This is a genomic window from Aliishimia ponticola, assembly GCF_004803475.1.
In the GTDB taxonomy this organism is placed as follows: Bacteria; Pseudomonadota; Alphaproteobacteria; order Rhodobacterales; family Rhodobacteraceae; genus Aliishimia; species Aliishimia ponticola.
Map to the genome: position 1 here is coordinate 557,151 of NZ_SRKY01000002.1, position 15,374 is coordinate 572,524.

16 protein-coding genes are annotated in these 15,374 nt (G+C 62.0%); 8 read left to right on the plus strand and 8 right to left on the minus strand.

What is annotated here, in order from left to right; all coding sequences use genetic code 11:
* The first annotated feature begins 110 nt into the window (after positions 1 to 110).
* From E4Z66_RS09035 to E4Z66_RS09050, 4 genes are all read left to right on the plus strand, one after another.
* Positions 111 to 404, plus strand: coding sequence for a putative quinol monooxygenase (locus E4Z66_RS09035; RefSeq protein ID WP_136462669.1), 294 nt, complete (start codon positions 111 to 113; stop codon positions 402 to 404).
* A gap of 230 nt (positions 405 to 634) precedes the next feature.
* On the plus strand, positions 635 to 1,135 hold the full coding sequence (locus tag E4Z66_RS09040; protein WP_136462670.1) for a type III secretion system chaperone family protein: 501 nt from the start codon (positions 635 to 637) through the stop codon (positions 1,133 to 1,135).
* 220 nt (positions 1,136 to 1,355) lie between these two features.
* On the plus strand, positions 1,356 to 2,171 hold the full coding sequence (gene proC, locus E4Z66_RS09045; protein WP_136462671.1) for a pyrroline-5-carboxylate reductase: 816 nt from the start codon (positions 1,356 to 1,358) through the stop codon (positions 2,169 to 2,171).
* On the plus strand, positions 2,164 to 2,505 hold the full coding sequence (locus E4Z66_RS09050; protein ID WP_136462672.1) for a tRNA-binding protein: 342 nt from the start codon (positions 2,164 to 2,166) through the stop codon (positions 2,503 to 2,505). Before proC ends, E4Z66_RS09050 begins: the two co-directional genes overlap by 8 nt.
* Before the next feature lie 13 nt (positions 2,506 to 2,518).
* Here the strand turns inward: E4Z66_RS09050 and E4Z66_RS09055 are convergent, their stop codons facing one another.
* Entirely contained in the window at positions 2,519 to 3,100 is a 582-nt protein-coding gene (locus E4Z66_RS09055) for a thymidine kinase (protein ID WP_136462673.1), read from the minus strand.
* Between the two features lie 281 nt (positions 3,101 to 3,381).
* On the opposite strand from E4Z66_RS09055, the gene E4Z66_RS09060 reads away from it, so the two are divergent.
* Entirely contained in the window at positions 3,382 to 3,849 is a 468-nt protein-coding gene (locus E4Z66_RS09060) for a hypothetical protein (protein ID WP_136462674.1), read from the plus strand.
* Between the two features lie 72 nt (positions 3,850 to 3,921).
* On the opposite strand, the gene E4Z66_RS09065 is transcribed toward E4Z66_RS09060, so the two are convergent.
* Both E4Z66_RS09065 and E4Z66_RS09070 read right to left on the minus strand, forming a co-directional pair.
* The gene (locus E4Z66_RS09065; protein WP_136462675.1) at positions 3,922 to 5,046 is read right to left on the minus strand and encodes a beta-ketoacyl-ACP synthase III; all 1,125 of its coding nucleotides are present in this window, start codon (positions 5,044 to 5,046) and stop codon (positions 3,922 to 3,924) included.
* Positions 5,047 to 5,145: 99 nt separating this feature from the next.
* A complete protein-coding gene (locus E4Z66_RS09070; protein WP_246035943.1) occupies positions 5,146 to 5,367 on the minus strand; it encodes a hypothetical protein in 222 nt (73 codons plus the stop codon).
* Positions 5,368 to 5,566: 199 nt separating this feature from the next.
* Between E4Z66_RS09070 and E4Z66_RS09075 the strand changes: the two genes are divergently transcribed.
* Complete coding sequence (locus E4Z66_RS09075) at positions 5,567 to 6,259, plus strand: dimethylsulfonioproprionate lyase family protein (protein ID WP_136463073.1); 693 nt, start codon at positions 5,567 to 5,569, stop codon at positions 6,257 to 6,259.
* A 31-nt stretch (positions 6,260 to 6,290) separates the two neighbouring features.
* On the opposite strand, the gene carB is transcribed toward E4Z66_RS09075, so the two are convergent.
* The 3 genes from carB to E4Z66_RS09090 form a co-directional block, all read right to left on the minus strand.
* Positions 6,291 to 9,620 (minus strand): carbamoyl-phosphate synthase large subunit, encoded by a 3,330-nt coding sequence (carB, locus tag E4Z66_RS09080; RefSeq protein ID WP_136462677.1) that lies wholly within the window; start codon positions 9,618 to 9,620, stop codon positions 6,291 to 6,293.
* 176 nt (positions 9,621 to 9,796) lie between these two features.
* Positions 9,797 to 11,026: an SAM-dependent methyltransferase gene (locus tag E4Z66_RS09085; RefSeq protein WP_136462678.1), complete on the minus strand. Its 1,230-nt coding sequence runs from the start codon at positions 11,024 to 11,026 to the stop codon at positions 9,797 to 9,799.
* A gap of 67 nt (positions 11,027 to 11,093) precedes the next feature.
* Positions 11,094 to 11,852, minus strand: a complete 759-nt coding sequence (locus E4Z66_RS09090; RefSeq protein ID WP_136462679.1) for an alpha/beta fold hydrolase — start codon at positions 11,850 to 11,852, stop codon at positions 11,094 to 11,096.
* Positions 11,853 to 11,906: 54 nt separating this feature from the next.
* On the opposite strand from E4Z66_RS09090, the gene E4Z66_RS09095 reads away from it, so the two are divergent.
* Positions 11,907 to 12,281, plus strand: coding sequence for a hypothetical protein (locus E4Z66_RS09095; protein WP_136462680.1), 375 nt, complete (start codon positions 11,907 to 11,909; stop codon positions 12,279 to 12,281).
* Between the two features lie 13 nt (positions 12,282 to 12,294).
* On the opposite strand, the gene E4Z66_RS09100 is transcribed toward E4Z66_RS09095, so the two are convergent.
* Together E4Z66_RS09100 and E4Z66_RS09105 are read right to left on the minus strand one after the other, a co-directional pair.
* Complete coding sequence (locus E4Z66_RS09100) at positions 12,295 to 13,008, minus strand: SGNH/GDSL hydrolase family protein (protein ID WP_168797764.1); 714 nt, start codon at positions 13,006 to 13,008, stop codon at positions 12,295 to 12,297.
* Between the two features lie 78 nt (positions 13,009 to 13,086).
* Complete coding sequence (locus E4Z66_RS09105; RefSeq protein ID WP_136462682.1) at positions 13,087 to 13,848, minus strand: NAD kinase; 762 nt, start codon at positions 13,846 to 13,848, stop codon at positions 13,087 to 13,089.
* Between the two features lie 169 nt (positions 13,849 to 14,017).
* Between E4Z66_RS09105 and glyA the strand changes: the two genes are divergently transcribed.
* A complete protein-coding gene (gene glyA / locus E4Z66_RS09110) occupies positions 14,018 to 15,313 on the plus strand; it encodes a serine hydroxymethyltransferase (RefSeq protein WP_136462683.1) in 1,296 nt (431 codons plus the stop codon).
* The last annotated feature ends 61 nt before the right edge of the window (positions 15,314 to 15,374 follow it).

Below are 15,374 nucleotides of genomic sequence, written 5' to 3' on the forward strand. Positions count from 1 at the left end.
GCCGCATTTGACGCAGTTCTGCAACATCTTTGGGTTGAAAAGGCCCGCGCGCCCTTTGCAGGGGCGGCTGCGCTACCCAAACTGGCCGCAAAAGGCTTCAGGAGGGTGCCATGTTCGTTGTTTACGTGGAATTGCGCGTTATTCCGGACCGGATGGACGAGTTCTTGCCAATGATGCTCGCCAATGCGCGCGGATCGCTTGAGACGGAAAGCGGCTGTTTGCAGTTCGATGTCGTGCGCGCGCAGGACGATGACGACCTTGTGCAACTGGTCGAGGTCTATACCGACGAGGCGGCGTTCAAGGCGCATCAGACCGCCGCGCATTACAAGACGTTCAGCGCTGAGGCGGACGACCTGATCCGTGCCAAGCGGCTGCGGTACGGCACCAAGATTTTCCCGACATAACCCGCGCCGCGTACCGCGCCTGTGGACATAACTTGCGCACGCAATGGCAGTCATCCACAAGTTATTGCGGTTATCCCCAAATAAAGGGTTGCCACAAAAGCGTCTCTACCGCACCATGAGTGTACGGGTACAGGGGTTCGCCCTGATCCGAATAAAGAGCAGGCTACCTGAGCGCCGGGGGGCGCTGCCGCCCCTGGTTCCGCGCTTCGGTGATACAAGAGGTGGCACCTATGGCCCTTTCCGAGCACTATCTGGAAGACGAGATTCATCCGATCGACATCGTCGAGCATCTCGCCGCGCATCACGAATGGGATTTCGATCGTATCGCTGACGATCAGATCGCCATGGCCGTCGAGGCACAGTGGCGGACCTATTCCATCACGTTGGCATGGTCGGGCTATGATGAAACGCTGCGCATGGTGTGCACCTTTGAACTGGACCCGCCCGCGGACAAACTTCCGGCGCTTTATGCGCTGCTCAACCAGGTGAATGACCAGTGCTGGGCGGGAAGCTTTACCTATTGGGCGGAACAAAAGCTGATGGTCTATCGGTACGGGTTGGTGCTGGCCGGGGGGCAAACAGCAAGCGCGGATCAGATCGACACGATGATCGGGGCCGCTGTGGCCAGCGCAGAACGGTATTATCCGGCGTTGCAGTTGTTGATCTGGGGCGACAAGACCCCCGATGAAGCGATGCAAATCGCCATCGCCGAGGCCTATGGCCGGGCCTGACGCCCCGGAACGGCGTTTCAGCTAAAGACCAGGGCGGGCATGGCGACAGATGCCCCCCCTTCTCCACGCCTCTTTATTCTCTGGCGATTCCCTGAAAGAAAAGCGTAGGTCATCGAAGACATGCTTCGCTGGCAATGCGCTGCGCTTCGGCTTGCAGGGGCAGCGCTGGTTCGCGTGGCGGCCGCCCGTCACGCCCGAGAATTGAAGGAGCGCAACCGGCATGAATTTCACACAGATCGAAGAACGCGGCCTCGTGCTGCTGGGCTGCGGCAAGATGGGCTCTGCCATGTTGGCGGGCTGGCTGGCGGGCGGATTGAACCCGCAAGCGGTCTGGGTGCAGGATCCGGCGCCGTCGGATTGGCTTCAGTCGTCGGGCGTGCAGATCAACGCCCCGTTGCCGCAGGCCCCGGCGGTGGTGCTGGTCGCGGTCAAACCGCAATTGATGGCGGCGGCGCTGCCCGACATGGCAAGCTTTGGCAACGGCGATACCTTGTTTGTCAGTGTCGCTGCGGGAACGCCGATTTCTGCGTTTGAAAAGATGTTGGGTGCGCAAACACCGATCATCCGGGCAATGCCGAACACGCCCGCAGCGATTGGGCAGGGCATCACGGCCATCGTCGGCAATGCGCAAACGCAGGTTGCACAGTTGGATTTGGCCAGTGATCTGTTGCAGGCGATTGGTGAGGTGGTCCGCTTGGACAGCGAGGCGCAGATCGATGCGGTCACGGGCGTGTCCGGGTCTGGCCCCGCCTATGTGTTCCACATGATCGAAGCAATGGCAGCAGCGGGGGCGGCGCAGGGCCTGCCCGAAGCGCTGGCGATGCAATTGGCAAAGGCGACGGTGGCCGGGGCAGGGGCCTTGGCGATGCGCTCTGACGACAGCCCGGCGCAGCTGCGCGTCAATGTGACCTCGCCCAATGGGACGACGCAGGCGGGGCTTGAGGTTCTGATGGATGAGAAGGCCGGCTTGCCGAACCTGATGAACAAGACCGTCGCCGCGGCGACCAACCGATCGAAAGAGCTTGCACGTGGCTGATCCGATTAACTTTGACGACTTTCTGAAGGTCGATATCCGGGCGGGCCGGGTGATCCGCACCGCTCCCTTCCCCGAGGCGCGCAAGCCTGCGATCAAGCTTTGGATCGATTTCGGGCCGGAGATCGGTGAAAAGAAGTCCTCGGCCCAGATCACCGAACATTACACAGCCGACGCCCTGATTGGGCGGCAGGTCATGGCCGTGGTGAATTTCCCGCCGCGCCAGATCGGCCCCTTCATGTCAGAGGTACTGGTGCTGGGTGTCCATGACGAGGCGGGCGCGGTGGTGTTGATGACGCCTGATCAGGATGTTCCCGACGGCGCGCGCCTGTGCTGAGGGCGTACGGGCGTCAGCTGTCACCCACGGCCTCGCGCCAGTGCCGGCGGCACAGGGACACATAGGTTTCATTGCCGCCGATCTGTACCTGCGCACCGTCTTTCAGCGCGGACCCATCGGCCGCCTGCCGCACGACCATCGTCGCTTTCTTCCCGCAATGGCAGATGGTGCGCACCTCGCGCATCTCATCGGCAAGCGCCAGCAGCGTGGCCGAGCCGGGGAAAAGCGCGCCGCGAAAATCGACACGCAGGCCGTAGCACATCACCGGTATCCCCAGATCATCCACCGCGCGGGCCAGTTGCCAGACTTGATCGGGGGATAAAAACTGGGCTTCGTCGATGAAAATACAGGCAACCGGTCCCTGCGCCTGCCGCGCCTCGATCAGCGCGAACATGTCTGTCTCGGCGCTGAACGTGTCCGCTTCGGCGTCAATGCCGATCCGCGAGGCGATCCGCCCCGCGCCTGCGCGCTTGTCGAAAGCGGCGGTGACAAGATAGGGGACCATGCCCCGTTCCCGGTAATTATAGGCCGCCTGCAAAAGGACGGTCGACTTCCCGGCGTTCATGGTGGAGTAATTGAAGTAGAGCTTGGCCATGGCTGCACATAAACCTGCAGGCGCACTGGCCTCAAGAGGGCGGATATATACGTTCAGGGTGGAGCGTTGTCTCCGTGAGTGATGGTCGGCCGACTGCGGTCCGTCCGACGCAACCCCACCCTGATACAGACCCGGAAGTACCCGGTTACTGGTTACTACAAATCACAACCGCTGTTGCGATGCCGTGTTTTGTAAATGACATTCGGTTCGGAACTAATTAATGGGAAAAGAGAACGGCGGTTCCCCCGAAAGTGCGAACGATGGCGATGGACAGGTAAAGTATGTCGAATACTCCAATTGGCAGTTATTTGAAGAAACACACTGAAGCACTGGTGAAGGATGTGGGCGTGGAGCCTGCATGCGAAATCACCGGGAAGTCGAAAGCGACGCTGGGACGGTATTATTCCGATAATCCGGAACATGCGGACCGGTTCATGCCGGTCGACTCAGTGGCGCGTCTGGAAGAGGCGGCAAGCTATCCGCATGTCACGGCGGCGTTGGCGGAACTGAAGGGGATCGCGCTGTCGCATGATGACCGCCGGCCCAATACGGAACGCAAGGGCGGCGTGAATGCGGATGTGATCGCGCTGAGCCAGCGCTTTGCCATGTTGATGAGCGAATACCAGCAGTCCATCGAGGACGGCGTTATTTCGGTCAACGAGGCCAAGCGCCTGCTGCGCGAGACGATCCTGCTTCAGCAAGTGCTGATCGACATGAAGCTGCATCTTGAGGATGAAGGCGTCAACTGACGCCGCCCGCGCCGGTGGTGCGGCGCTGTTTGCTGTGCAAAGGCGCCCCGCCCACCGTCCCGCTTGGGCGCGTTACCCGTGCCGCTGCACCAGCACCGAGCCAACGGAATAGCCCGCGCCGAACGAGCAGATCAGCCCGTAATCGCCCTCTTTCAGATCATCGGAATATTTCGCAAAGGCGATGATCGACCCGGCGGATGAGGTATTCGCGTAGTCCTGCAGGATGTTGGGCTGCTCTTCGGGCTCCGGTGTGCGGCCCAGAACCTTCTTGCCGATGAAGTCGTTCATCGACTTGTTGGCCTGATGCAGCCATAGCCGCTTCAGATCGCTCGCCTCAACACCCTCATCGCTCATATGGTCGGCGATGTGCTGAGAAACCAGCGGCAGCACTTCCTTGAAGACCTTCCGGCCTTCCTGCATGAATTGCATATCGCGCCGGTCCGCGACCCCATCGGGGCGGGTGCGGCGCAGGAAGCCGTGGTTGTTGCGGATGTTGTTGGAAAACTGCGTTGCGCAGCGCGTGGATTTCACTTCGAAATGAGGGCCGGTGGCGTCTTCGATCCGTTCGACCAGGACCGCCGTGGACACGTCGCCAAAGATGAAGTGACAATCGCGGTCGCGCCATTCGAGGTGGGCCGAGCAAATCTCGGGGTTGACCACAAGCGCAGAGCGGATGGAGCCGGAGCGGATCATGTCACACGCCGCCTGAAGCCCGAATGTCGCCGATGAACAGGCCACGTTCATATCGAAGGCGAACCCGTCGATCCCCAGCAGTTCCTGAATTTCGATGGCAATTGCGGGGTAGGCGCGTTCGTGGTTGGACGCCGCGCAGATCACCGCATCCACATCCGCCGCTGTCTTGCCCGCATCGGCCAGTGCCTTGCGGCAGGAATCCACGCCCATTTCCGCCATCACGCCCGGTTCGCTATCGTCGCGCTGGCGCAGCTTGGGGTGCATCACGTCGGGGTCGAGGATGCCGGATTTGTCCAGCACATAGCGGCTTTCGATGCCGGAGGCTTTGACGATGAACTCTTCCGAGGAATGTTCCATCGCCGCGACTTCGCCTGATGCGATCTCGGCCGCGTGGGTTTCGTTCCACTTATCGGCGTAGCTGTTGAAGGCTTCGACCAGTTCGGCGTTCGAAATGCTGAGTTCCGGGGTAAAGACACCCGTTCCGGTGATGGCTGGCGTATACATAGCTTCCCCCCTTTTCGCGTTGCGTGATGTGGCCGAAAATGGGGGGCAAGGTCAAGGCGGCGCCGATGAAATCTGGGTGCGGAGCTGCTGCAATATCGGTCAGCCGCGCGGTACGGAGTACAGCACATACCCATCGCGGCGGGCGACTTCCTGCGCGCCGGTGTCCGTCACGAAGACGCCGAGGTTTTCGGTATCCTCGGGGCAGGCCACCAGATCGGCGGCATCGTCGAGATATTGGTTCGTGCTGTCATCTTCGCCCACACGCATGCAGACGTCCCCCTTGAAGCGATAGCCCGTACCGAAAAGCGGCAGCGGGTCCATGGGCGGGGGTGGCGGCGGGGCGCAGGCGGCGATCAATGGCAAGATTGCGAGAGAGATAGGCAGGCGCATGGCGGTGTGTCCTTTCATCATCTGCGCGCAGTGTAACACGGGTCCGATGGGTGGCGGCGGAGGATTGCCGAGCGGCCCCTTCCTGCGTAGCGTTCGGCAGGTGAATCACCCGACGAGGCCGCTTGCCATGATGGATACCGGACACCCTGACATCGGCGTTTCCGCGCCGCCCCGCCTGATGGACGTGCCCGATTGGGTGTATCTCCTACGCGAGTTCGACGTGCTGTATCGGCATGGCTCTGCGGGTGGCAGCCCGGTGATCCGGTCCCATCGCAAGCGGGTGCGGGATCGGCTCTCGGCGACATTTGCCCGCAACCCTGAGATTCTTGACCGGTTCCCCGAACGCAAACCCGTCACGGCGCATTTCGCCCGCGCGCTGGATGTCGGAGAACGCGGCGCGATGCAGGGCATGGCACGGGCGCTGCGCGAGATACGCGACTGGCTGACATGGGAATATGGCTACGAGAAAATGCCGCGCTCGCTCGCCAAGAAATACGCCTATTGCGAGGTGCTGGGGCCGAACGGGCCGGTGCAATGCGATGACCTGATCCTTGGCTTCGTGCTTTTCGCGCCGGATACGACCTATCCGCAGCACCACCACAAGGAGATCGAGGAAAGCTATATCTCGATTTCCGGCGCATGGTCGGAAAACAACGCGGCGGTCTATGCGCCCGGCTCGTTGATCCTGAACCGCGCGGGGGATGAACATCGCATCACCACCGGGGATCGCGATCCGTGCCTGCTGGCCTATGCGTGGGTTGGCCCGGCGGAACGTTTGTCCGCGCCGGGCATGAAGTTGAGCGGCGGAAAGGCGCGGGTCTGACGGCGCGCGCCCTTCTTGAAGCGCTCTTTTCTCAGGCCTGTAGCGCCTTCACGCCGATGCCGCCTTCGGCCTGAGCCTTGATCGCTAGTGCCGCTGCATGCGAGCCCGCAGCCGTGGTGAAGTAGGGGATCTTGTCATACAGCGCGATGGAACGGATGGACTTGCTGTCCTCTACCGCTTGCGCGCCTTCGGTCGAATTCATGACAAGCTGCACCCCGCCATCCTTCATCAGATCGGTGATGTCGGGGCGCCCCTCATAGACCTTGTTGACGCGCTTGCAGGCGACGCCGTGCCCTTCGAGCCAGCGTTCGGTGCCTTCGGTCGCGACGATGTCAAAGCCCAGCCCGGTCAGGATTTGCGCCGCTTCCAGCATTTGCGCGGTCTTGTCCGCATCCTTGATCGACATGAACGCAGTGCCGGAGGACGGCAGCACCATGCCAGCGCCCATCTGCGCCTTGAGGAAGGCGCGGGGGAAGTCACGGTCCCAGCCCATGACCTCACCGGTGGATCGCATCTCCGGTCCCAGGATCGTGTCGACGCCGGGGAAGCGGGCAAAGGGCAGCACCGCTTCCTTGACCGAGTACCAAGGCATGTTCGGATCGGCGAGGGTCATCGGATCGGCCAGCGGCAGCACCGTGTCGTAATCGGCATCCGCGTCATATGCCGGGCGCAGCGGGAAGTCGGCCAGCTTTTCGCCCGCCATGATCCGCGCCGCGATGGAGGCGATGGCCGAATCCGTGGCCTTGGCGACGAAGGGCACCGTGCGGGAGGCGCGCGGGTTCACTTCGATCAGGTAGATATCGCCATCCTTGATCGCAAATTGGACGTTCATCAGGCCGACCACGTTCAGCGCCTTGGCCAGCGCAACGGTCTGGCGCTCGATCTCGGCCAGGGTGTCCTTGGACAGCGAATAGGGCGGGAGCGAACAGGCCGAGTCGCCCGAGTGTACGCCTGCCTCTTCGATATGCTGCATAATGCCCGCCACATGGACGTCAGTCCCGTCGCACAGGGCGTCCACATCCAGTTCGGTCGCCCCGGCCAGATAGCTGTCGAGAAGCACGGGGCTGTCGCCCGACACAACGACGGCCTCAGCGATGTAGCGCTTGAGCTGATCCATATCGCGGACGATTTCCATCGCGCGCCCGCCCAGAACATAGGAAGGGCGGATCACCAGCGGGAAGCCGATGCTATCCGCGATTTCCAGCGCTTGCGCGTCGGTGGCGGCGATGCCGTTATGCGGCTGCTTGAGGCCCAGATCGTTCACCAGCTTCATGAACCGGTCGCGATCTTCGGCCAGGTCGATGCTGTCGGGCGTCGTGCCCAGGATCGGAATGCCTTCTTCTTCCAGCGCGTTTGCCAGTTTCAGCGGGGTCTGACCGCCGAACTGGACGATAACACCGTGCAGCGTGCCGTTCTCTTGCTCGACCCGCAGGATTTCCATCACATGTTCGAAGGTCAGTGGTTCGAAATAAAGCCGATCGGAGGTGTCGTAATCGGTCGAGACTGTCTCCGGGTTGCAGTTGACCATGATCGTTTCATAGCCAACATCGGTCAGCGCAAAACAGGCGTGACAGCAGCAGTAATCGAACTCGATCCCCTGACCGATCCGGTTGGGACCACCGCCAAGGATGACGATTTTCTTGCGGTCCGAGGGGCGCGCTTCGCATTCCACATCGCCAAAGGCCGGTGCCTCATAGGTGGAATACATATAGGGCGTCTGCGCCTCGAACTCGGCGGCGCAGGTGTCGATCCGCTTGAAGACGGCGGTGACGCCAGCGGCGATGCGGGCCTTGCGGATATCGGTTTCGCTTTTGCCGGTCAGCTTGGCCAGACGCGCGTCGCTGAAACCCATCATCTTGAGCTGGCGCAAACCGTTCGCGTCGGTGGGCAGGCCAGAGGATTCGACCTCTTGCTCGGCCTCGACGATTTCGCGGATACGGGCCAGGAACCACGGGTCGAACTTGGTGATGCCGTGGATTTCGTCGTCGCCAAGGCCTTCGCGCATGGCTTGGGCAATGGTGCGCATCCGGTCCGGGGTCTGGCGGCTGATCGCCTTCACGATGGCGCTGCGGCCTGAGGCGGGATCATCCGCGCCGGGAATCTCGACCTCGTCAAAGCCTGTCAGGCCCGATTCCATCGAGGCGAGCGCCTTTTGCAGCGATTCGTGGATTGTCCGGCCAATGGCCATTGCCTCGCCGACGGATTTCATCGCGGTGCTGAGCAACGGCTCGGAGCCGGGGAATTTTTCAAACGCGAATTTCGGGATCTTGGTGACGACGTAATCGATGGTCGGCTCAAAGCTGGCCGGGGTCACCTTGGTGATGTCGTTGTCGAGTTCATCCAGCGTGTAGCCGACGGCCAGTTTCGCGGCGATCTTGGCAATCGGGAAGCCGGTCGCCTTGGATGCCAAGGCCGAAGAGCGGGACACACGCGGGTTCATTTCGATCACGACCATGCGGCCATCATCAGGGTTGATCGCCCATTGCACGTTGGAGCCGCCGGTTTCCACGCCGATTTCGCGCAGCACGGCGATAGAGCCGTTGCGCATGATCTGGTATTCCTTGTCGGTCAGCGTCAGCGCCGGGGCCACGGTGATGGAATCGCCCGTATGCACGCCCATCGGGTCGACGTTTTCGATGGAGCAGACGATGATGGCGTTGTCGGCAGTGTCGCGCACGACCTCCATCTCGTATTCTTTCCAGCCCAGCAGCGACTCATCGACAAGGATCTGGTTGACCGGGGACGCATCCATGCCGGTGCGGCAGAAATGGATGTAATCCTCGCGGTTATAGGCCACGCCGCCGCCAGTTCCGCCAAGGGTGAAGGCGGGGCGGATGATGGCGGGCAGGCCGATCTCTTCGAGCGCGTCCAGCGCGATTTGCACGCCGGCATCGAGGTTGCCGTCCGGGGCGGTGACGATGGTGGCCTTGGGGTTTTCAAGCCCGATACGGTCCATCGCCTCGCGGAAGAGCTTGCGGTCCTCGGCCATTTCAATGGCATCGCGCTTGGCACCGATCATTTCGACGCCGAACTTTTCCAGCACGCCCATCTCTTCGAGTGCCAGGGAGGTGTTGAGCCCAGTCTGCCCGCCCATGGTGGGCAGAAGCGCGTCGGGGCGTTCCTTCTCGATGATCTTGGCGACGGTCTCGGGCGTGATGGGTTCGATATAGGTCGCATCGGCGAGGCCCGGATCGGTCATGATCGTCGCCGGGTTCGAGTTGACGAGGATGACGCGGTAGCCTTCTTCGCGCAGCGCTTTGCAGGCCTGAGCGCCTGAATAGTCGAACTCGCAGGCCTGCCCGATGATAATGGGGCCTGCACCGATGATCATGATGGATTGGATGTCGGTTCTTTTCGGCATGGTCTGACCCCCAGTGGCGCAAATTGTCCGGGGTTATAGGCAGCCTTTCGGCACGCGCAAGGGGCAAGCGGAAATCGGCACGATTTCCGGCCCATTTTTCGTGCCGAAAAATGGCGCGTCGTCCGGTTTGGATCGCGGGGCGCTCCGCTGGCGCCGTGTGCCTTGCTTTCCGCCTGCTACTCCGCCGCCTGTTTCCACGATGCAGCTTTGTTGGGGTAGAGATAGTTGCGCGTCAAAGGGACTGCGGCCAGCGTCTTGGCCAGTTGCAGTTGGTAGACAAGCTGGTGCTGGTCCTCGAACCCGATGATGCACGCGGTCAGGTAATACCGGAACATGCGCACGAAGGTTTCGTCATACATGGCACGGATGTCGGCCTGCGCCGCATCGAAGCGGTCGCGCCATGCGCGAAGCGTCATGGCATAGTGGAGCCGCAGCATTTCGATATCCGATTGCCATAGGCCGGAGCCTTCGAGCGCGGGCGCGATCTCTGACAGGGAGGGCACATAGCCGCCGGGAAAGATGTATTTATGAATCCACGGTGAATGCGCCATCGGCGGCGCAGAGCGTCCGATCGTGTGGATCAAGGCCACGCCTTCCGGGGCCAGCAAGCTGTCGATCTTGCTGAAATAGGCCGCGTAATTCGGCACGCCGACATGTTCGAACATGCCGATGGACACGATCCGGTCAAAGCTGCCATCGATCCGCCGATAGTCGCGCAATTCGAATTGCGCCCGATCCGACAGCCCGGCCTCCTGCGCGCGGCGACGCGCAGTGGCAAGCTGGTTTTCCGACAGGGTGACGCCGGTTACGTGCACGCCATAGTCCCGCGCCAGTGTCAGCGCCATGCCGCCCCACCCGCAGCCGATATCCAGCACGCGCATCCCCGGCTCCAGCAGCAATTTGCGGGCGATATGGTGTTTCTTCGCCTCTTGCGCGTCTTCCAGACTCATGCCGGGCCGTTCAAAATAGGCGCAGCTATACTGCATGTCCTCATCCAGAAAGAGCCGGTAGAGGTCGTCGCTGATATCGTAGTGATGGGCCACGTTGCGCCGCGCCGCCGCAGGGGCGTTGCGTTGCAGAAAGAGCCGCGCGTGATACAGCGCCCGGTCCAGTCCCCGGACCCAAAGCGGCATCTGCCCCGCCATCCGGTTATGCACCAGCAGTTTGAGAACCTCTTCCAGACGATCGTCTTCGATCGTGATGCGCGCCTGCATATAGCCTTCGCCCATCGCAAGTTCTGGATTCAGCACGATCTGTCGCAAGATCGCAGGATCGTGCAGGGTCAGTGTCTCGTGTGGTGACGTGTCCGGGCCGTAATCGCGGCTGTCTCCGTCCGGGTATTTTATAGTCAGGCGGCCTGTCACCACGAGGCCGCCAAGAAGGCGATCTACTAAGGTTTTCCACATGATATGTCACTCCCGTCTCATATTTCGGCACGGGATGGGCGAGTCGGTCAAGCTTTTGGGGAGAAGTTCAGGCGCTCAGGAAGGTTTCCGCCGCCGCAATGAACCCTTTTGGCTTGTCTGCGTGCAGCCAATGGCCTGCACCGGGCAGTTTTGCGAAGCGCGAGGCGGGAAAAAGCGCCTTGATACGCGGGCGATGCTCTGGCCGCACGTAATCCGATTCGGACCCGGTGAGGAAAAGCGTGGGACCGTCGAAGCTGGCGTCAATATCCGGAAAGCCCAGAATTTTCGGCATCTCTGCTTCCAATGCGCCAAGATTGTAGCGCCAGCGCTTTGCGCCCAAGTCGAGCGATTGGGTGAAAAAGCTTTGCAAAGCAGGTTCGACGCCCTGCGCGGCAAGTTGCTCTGCCGCTTCGGAGCGGCGGGTCACCTTTGACAGATCGACAGCGTTCATGGCCTCGATGAACTGCGACTGGCTGTGAGTGTAAGCCACCGGCGCGATATCGGCGACGATCAGGCGGTGCACCAGATCGGGCTGCATGAGCGCCAGCGTCATGGCGGCTTTGCCCCCCATGGAATGCCCGATCACATCCATCGGCCCGCCGTGGTTTTCGATGACCTCGGCCAGATCGCCTGCAAGATCCTCATAGCTGTGGGTCGGCAGGTGCGGGCTTTCGCCATGGTTGCGCATGTCGACCGTGACGACCCGCCGTGCCTGCGACATGCGTTTTGCAATCGCGCCCCAGTTGCGGCCAGAGCCGAAAAGCCCATGCACGATCAAGCAGGGCAGGGTATCGTTGGGGCTGTCGTAAATCTGGGTCGCAAGCATGGGCCAGACATAGCGGCTTGGCAAAGCGCGGGCTAGATGGATATTCTTCGCGCCATGACCGAGTCTCAAGATACCCAGTCGCGACTTGACGACGTGCGCGCGCAGCTTCGCGCGGTGCATCGGGTGCGGGGACGGTCGCTGGAACAGGCGGTCAGGCGGTCACGGCGGTTGCTGCCGCGCGAGGTGCGGCGGGATGCGCAGGTGCTGGTGCGCGCCGAGCAGGCACTTGGCCACCCCCTGTTGCAGATGCAGACCGATATGGATGCGGTGCGCCGGGCGCAGGACAATGTGCAGCGGCACCTCGACTCGATTGATCTGGCGGATCGGCGGCGTGGCAGGTTGCTGGGGCTTGCTGGTGTGCTGGCCTTCAACTTCCTGGTGGTCGGGGCGCTGTTCCTGGGCTGGCTGATCTGGTCGGGGCAGGTCTAAGCCGCCTTTCCGTTCATAGGTGCCGGGCGATGCGGATCGCTGCGTGCTCTGCCCAAGTCGTGTAGATACCGGCTCCGGGGTGAAACCCGTCCTCAGCCATGCCGGCCGGATCAAGCGGCACATCGATCGGCAAGTGGTGACAGGCGCTGCGGCGGGCCACTTTCTGCAAGGCATGGTCAAAGCGCTGGGCGCGCAGCGACAGCACGCTGCGCAGAGGTTCGGGCAAAAGGGGGAATGCGCGGATGGGCGGCAGGCCGGAAAAGAAGATGCGCGGCGCGCCGTGATTCTGTTTCAACGTGTCCGTCAGCGCCGAAAGATCGCGGCGCCACGCGCGCTCTGACCGCAAGTCCTTGGCGTCATTCACGCCAAAAATCACGTATGCAAGGTCGAACGCTTCGCCTTTCAGCGGGGCAAGCAAACCTGGCGCGTCTGCCGTCGTTGCACCGTTGCGCGCGGCCAGATGCCATGTGACCTTGCGCCCATCGGCAAGGTTGGCTGCCAGTTGTGGGGTCAGTGCCTGTTCCTGCCGCATAACGCCTACGCCAGCCGCAGAACTGTCGCCAATGACCAGCAGCCGCAGATCCGGCCCGCTGCCGATCTGGCCGGTGCGCACGCCATCGGGTTCGGGAAGCTGCAAGGCGCGTCGACGTACCCAGAGGGCCTGCGCCGCCAGCAGCGGTGACAGGGCCAGCGTGAGTGGAACATCTATCCGTGTGCGGGCAACCATATTGCGAGTGTCGCGCCGCATCCGCACTGTTTCAAGGTCGGTCTTGTCGCAGGGCGCGGCCTGCCAAGGCGCGCAGTTTCAGGTGAACTGTTCAGAGATCAGCCGCTCTTCCAGCCCGTGACCGGGATCGAAAAGGATGCGGTGCTGGACCGCCGGGTCCGACCGTACATCCACGGTGACGACATCGCGGTGGGATTTACCATCGGCATCCGCCATGACGGGGCGCTTTTCAGGCTCCAGCACTTCAAATTGGACATGCGCGGTCTTCGGCAGCAGGGCGCCGCGCCAGCGCCGGGGGCGGAAGGCGGCCACGGCCGTCAGGGCCAGCACGTCCGAGCCGATGGGCAGAATCGGCCCGTGGGCAGAGTAGTTATAGGCTGTCGAACCCGCCGGGGTCGCCACCAGCGCGCCGTCGCAAACCAGCGTGTCCAGCCGCAGGCGGCCATCGACATAGATGCGCAGCTTGGCAGCTTGCGGCCCAGCGCGCAGGATCGAAACCTCGTTGATCGCCAGCGCCTCGGCCACGGTCCCGTCTTTCAGATGCGCCGTCATGGCGAGCGGATTGATGACCTCGTCCTCGGCCTCGTAAAGGCGGCGGGGCAGGTCGATCTCTGAGTATTCGTTCATTAGAAACCCGACCGTGCCGCGATTCATCCCGTAGACTGGCGCGCCCAGATGTTGCGTGGCGTGCAACGTGTCGAGCATGAACCCGTCGCCGCCAAGCGCCACGATCACATCGGCCTCTTCCAGGGGCACGTTGCCATAGCGCCCGGTCAGCGCCGCGCGGGCGGTTTGCGCCACGGTGGCATTGGCGGCGGTGAAGGCGATCCGTGTGGTCATTGGGGTGTTTCGTGCCTGCGTCGTTTGTATCCGATGCAAGCACATATTTCCTGCCTAGACCAGAGAAGACGAATTCAGTGTCCGCTGCGTCGCTTTTCCGGCTTTGCCCTTGGCGCGGTTTCCGATACGAAACCGCTCAAGCGTCAGACAGAGTCAGGAAGGACGGCCCATGAACAAGACCCATCGCGATACCGGTTTCTTCACCCAGTCGCTCGCAGAGCGCGATCCGGAGCTTTTCGCTTCGATCACGGGCGAGCTTGGTCGCCAGCGTGACGAGATCGAACTGATCGCGTCCGAAAACATCGTGAGCGCGGCTGTGATGGAAGCGCAAGGCTCTGTCATGACGAACAAATATGCCGAAGGCTATCCGGGCCGTCGCTATTATGGCGGGTGCCAGTTCGTCGATATCGCCGAAGAGCTGGCGATTTCCCGCGCCAAGGAGCTGTTCGATTGCGGGTTCGCAAATGTGCAGCCCAATTCCGGCAGCCAGGCAAACCAAGGTGTGTTTCAGGCGCTGCTACAGCCCGGCGATACGATTCTGGGGATGAGCCTCGATGCGGGCGGGCACCTGACCCACGGCGCAAAGCCGAACCAGTCGGGCAAATGGTTCAACGCCATCCAATATGGCGTGCGCAAGCAGGACAACCTGCTGGATTACGATGAGGTCGCGGCCCTTGCGAAAGAGCATCAGCCCAAGATGATCATCGCCGGTGGTTCCGCCATTCCGCGTCAGATCGACTTTGCCCGGATGCGCGAGATCGCGGACAGCGTTGGTGCCTATCTGCATGTGGACATGGCGCATTTCGCGGGTCTCGTAGCGGCTGGTGAACATCCGTCGCCATTCCCGCATGCGCATGTGGCAACCACGACGACGCACAAGACCCTGCGCGGCCCGCGTGGCGGCATGATCCTGACCAATGACGAGGCGCTGGCGAAGAAGATCAACTCCGCCATCTTCCCCGGCATTCAGGGCGGTCCGCTGATGCATGTGATCGCGGCCAAGGCGGTTGCGTTCGGAGAGGCGTTGAAGCCGGAGTTCAAGGATTACATCCGCCAGGTTATCGCCAATGCGCAGGCGCTGTCCGATCAGTTGATCAAAGGCGGACTTGATACCGTGACGCATGGCACCGACACGCATGTTCTGCTTGTCGATCTGCGTCCCAAGGGCGTGAAGGGCAACGCGACAGAAAAGGCGCTGGGCCGGGCGCATATCACCTGCAACAAAAACGGTGTGCCCTTCGATCCGGAAAAACCGACCGTAACCAGCGGTATCCGTCTTGGCTCCCCCGCGGGGACGACGCGGGGCTTTGGCGAGCCTGAGTTCCGCCAGATCGGTGACTGGATCATCGAAGTCGTGGACGGGCTGGCGGCCAATGGCGAGGACGGAAATGGCGAGGTCGAGGCCAAGGTGAAGGCCCAAGTGGCCGAGCTTTGCGCGCGGTATCCGCTCTATCCGAACCTTTAACGGATGCGGCAGGGGGCTGGGGGCGCTGCCCCCGTCTCGCTTTGCGAGACTCCCCCGGAGT

Bases quoted from the DNA above. Each gene is read 5' to 3' on its own strand.
- proC (WP_136462671.1), top strand. From the start codon at position 1,356: ATGAATTTCACACAGATCGAAGAACGCGGCCTCGTGCTGCTGGGCTGC.
- E4Z66_RS09100 (WP_168797764.1), bottom strand. From the start codon at position 13,008: ATGGTTGCCCGCACACGGATAGATGTTCCACTCACGCTGGCCCTGTCA.
- E4Z66_RS09105 (WP_136462682.1), bottom strand. From the start codon at position 13,848: ATGACCACACGGATCGCCTTCACCGCCGCCAATGCCACCGTGGCGCAA.
- E4Z66_RS09035 (WP_136462669.1), top strand. From the start codon at position 111: ATGTTCGTTGTTTACGTGGAATTGCGCGTTATTCCGGACCGGATGGAC.
- E4Z66_RS09055 (WP_136462673.1), bottom strand. From the start codon at position 3,100: ATGGCCAAGCTCTACTTCAATTACTCCACCATGAACGCCGGGAAGTCG.
- E4Z66_RS09095 (WP_136462680.1), top strand. From the start codon at position 11,907: ATGACCGAGTCTCAAGATACCCAGTCGCGACTTGACGACGTGCGCGCG.
- E4Z66_RS09040 (WP_136462670.1), top strand. From the start codon at position 635: ATGGCCCTTTCCGAGCACTATCTGGAAGACGAGATTCATCCGATCGAC.
- E4Z66_RS09090 (WP_136462679.1), bottom strand. From the start codon at position 11,852: ATGCTTGCGACCCAGATTTACGACAGCCCCAACGATACCCTGCCCTGC.
- E4Z66_RS09070 (WP_246035943.1), bottom strand. From the start codon at position 5,367: ATGGACCCGCTGCCGCTTTTCGGTACGGGCTATCGCTTCAAGGGGGAC.
- E4Z66_RS09085 (WP_136462678.1), bottom strand. From the start codon at position 11,026: ATGTGGAAAACCTTAGTAGATCGCCTTCTTGGCGGCCTCGTGGTGACA.
- carB (WP_136462677.1), bottom strand. From the start codon at position 9,620: ATGCCGAAAAGAACCGACATCCAATCCATCATGATCATCGGTGCAGGC.
- E4Z66_RS09060 (WP_136462674.1), top strand. From the start codon at position 3,382: ATGTCGAATACTCCAATTGGCAGTTATTTGAAGAAACACACTGAAGCA.
- glyA (WP_136462683.1), top strand. From the start codon at position 14,018: ATGAACAAGACCCATCGCGATACCGGTTTCTTCACCCAGTCGCTCGCA.
- E4Z66_RS09065 (WP_136462675.1), bottom strand. From the start codon at position 5,046: ATGTATACGCCAGCCATCACCGGAACGGGTGTCTTTACCCCGGAACTC.
- E4Z66_RS09075 (WP_136463073.1), top strand. From the start codon at position 5,567: ATGGATACCGGACACCCTGACATCGGCGTTTCCGCGCCGCCCCGCCTG.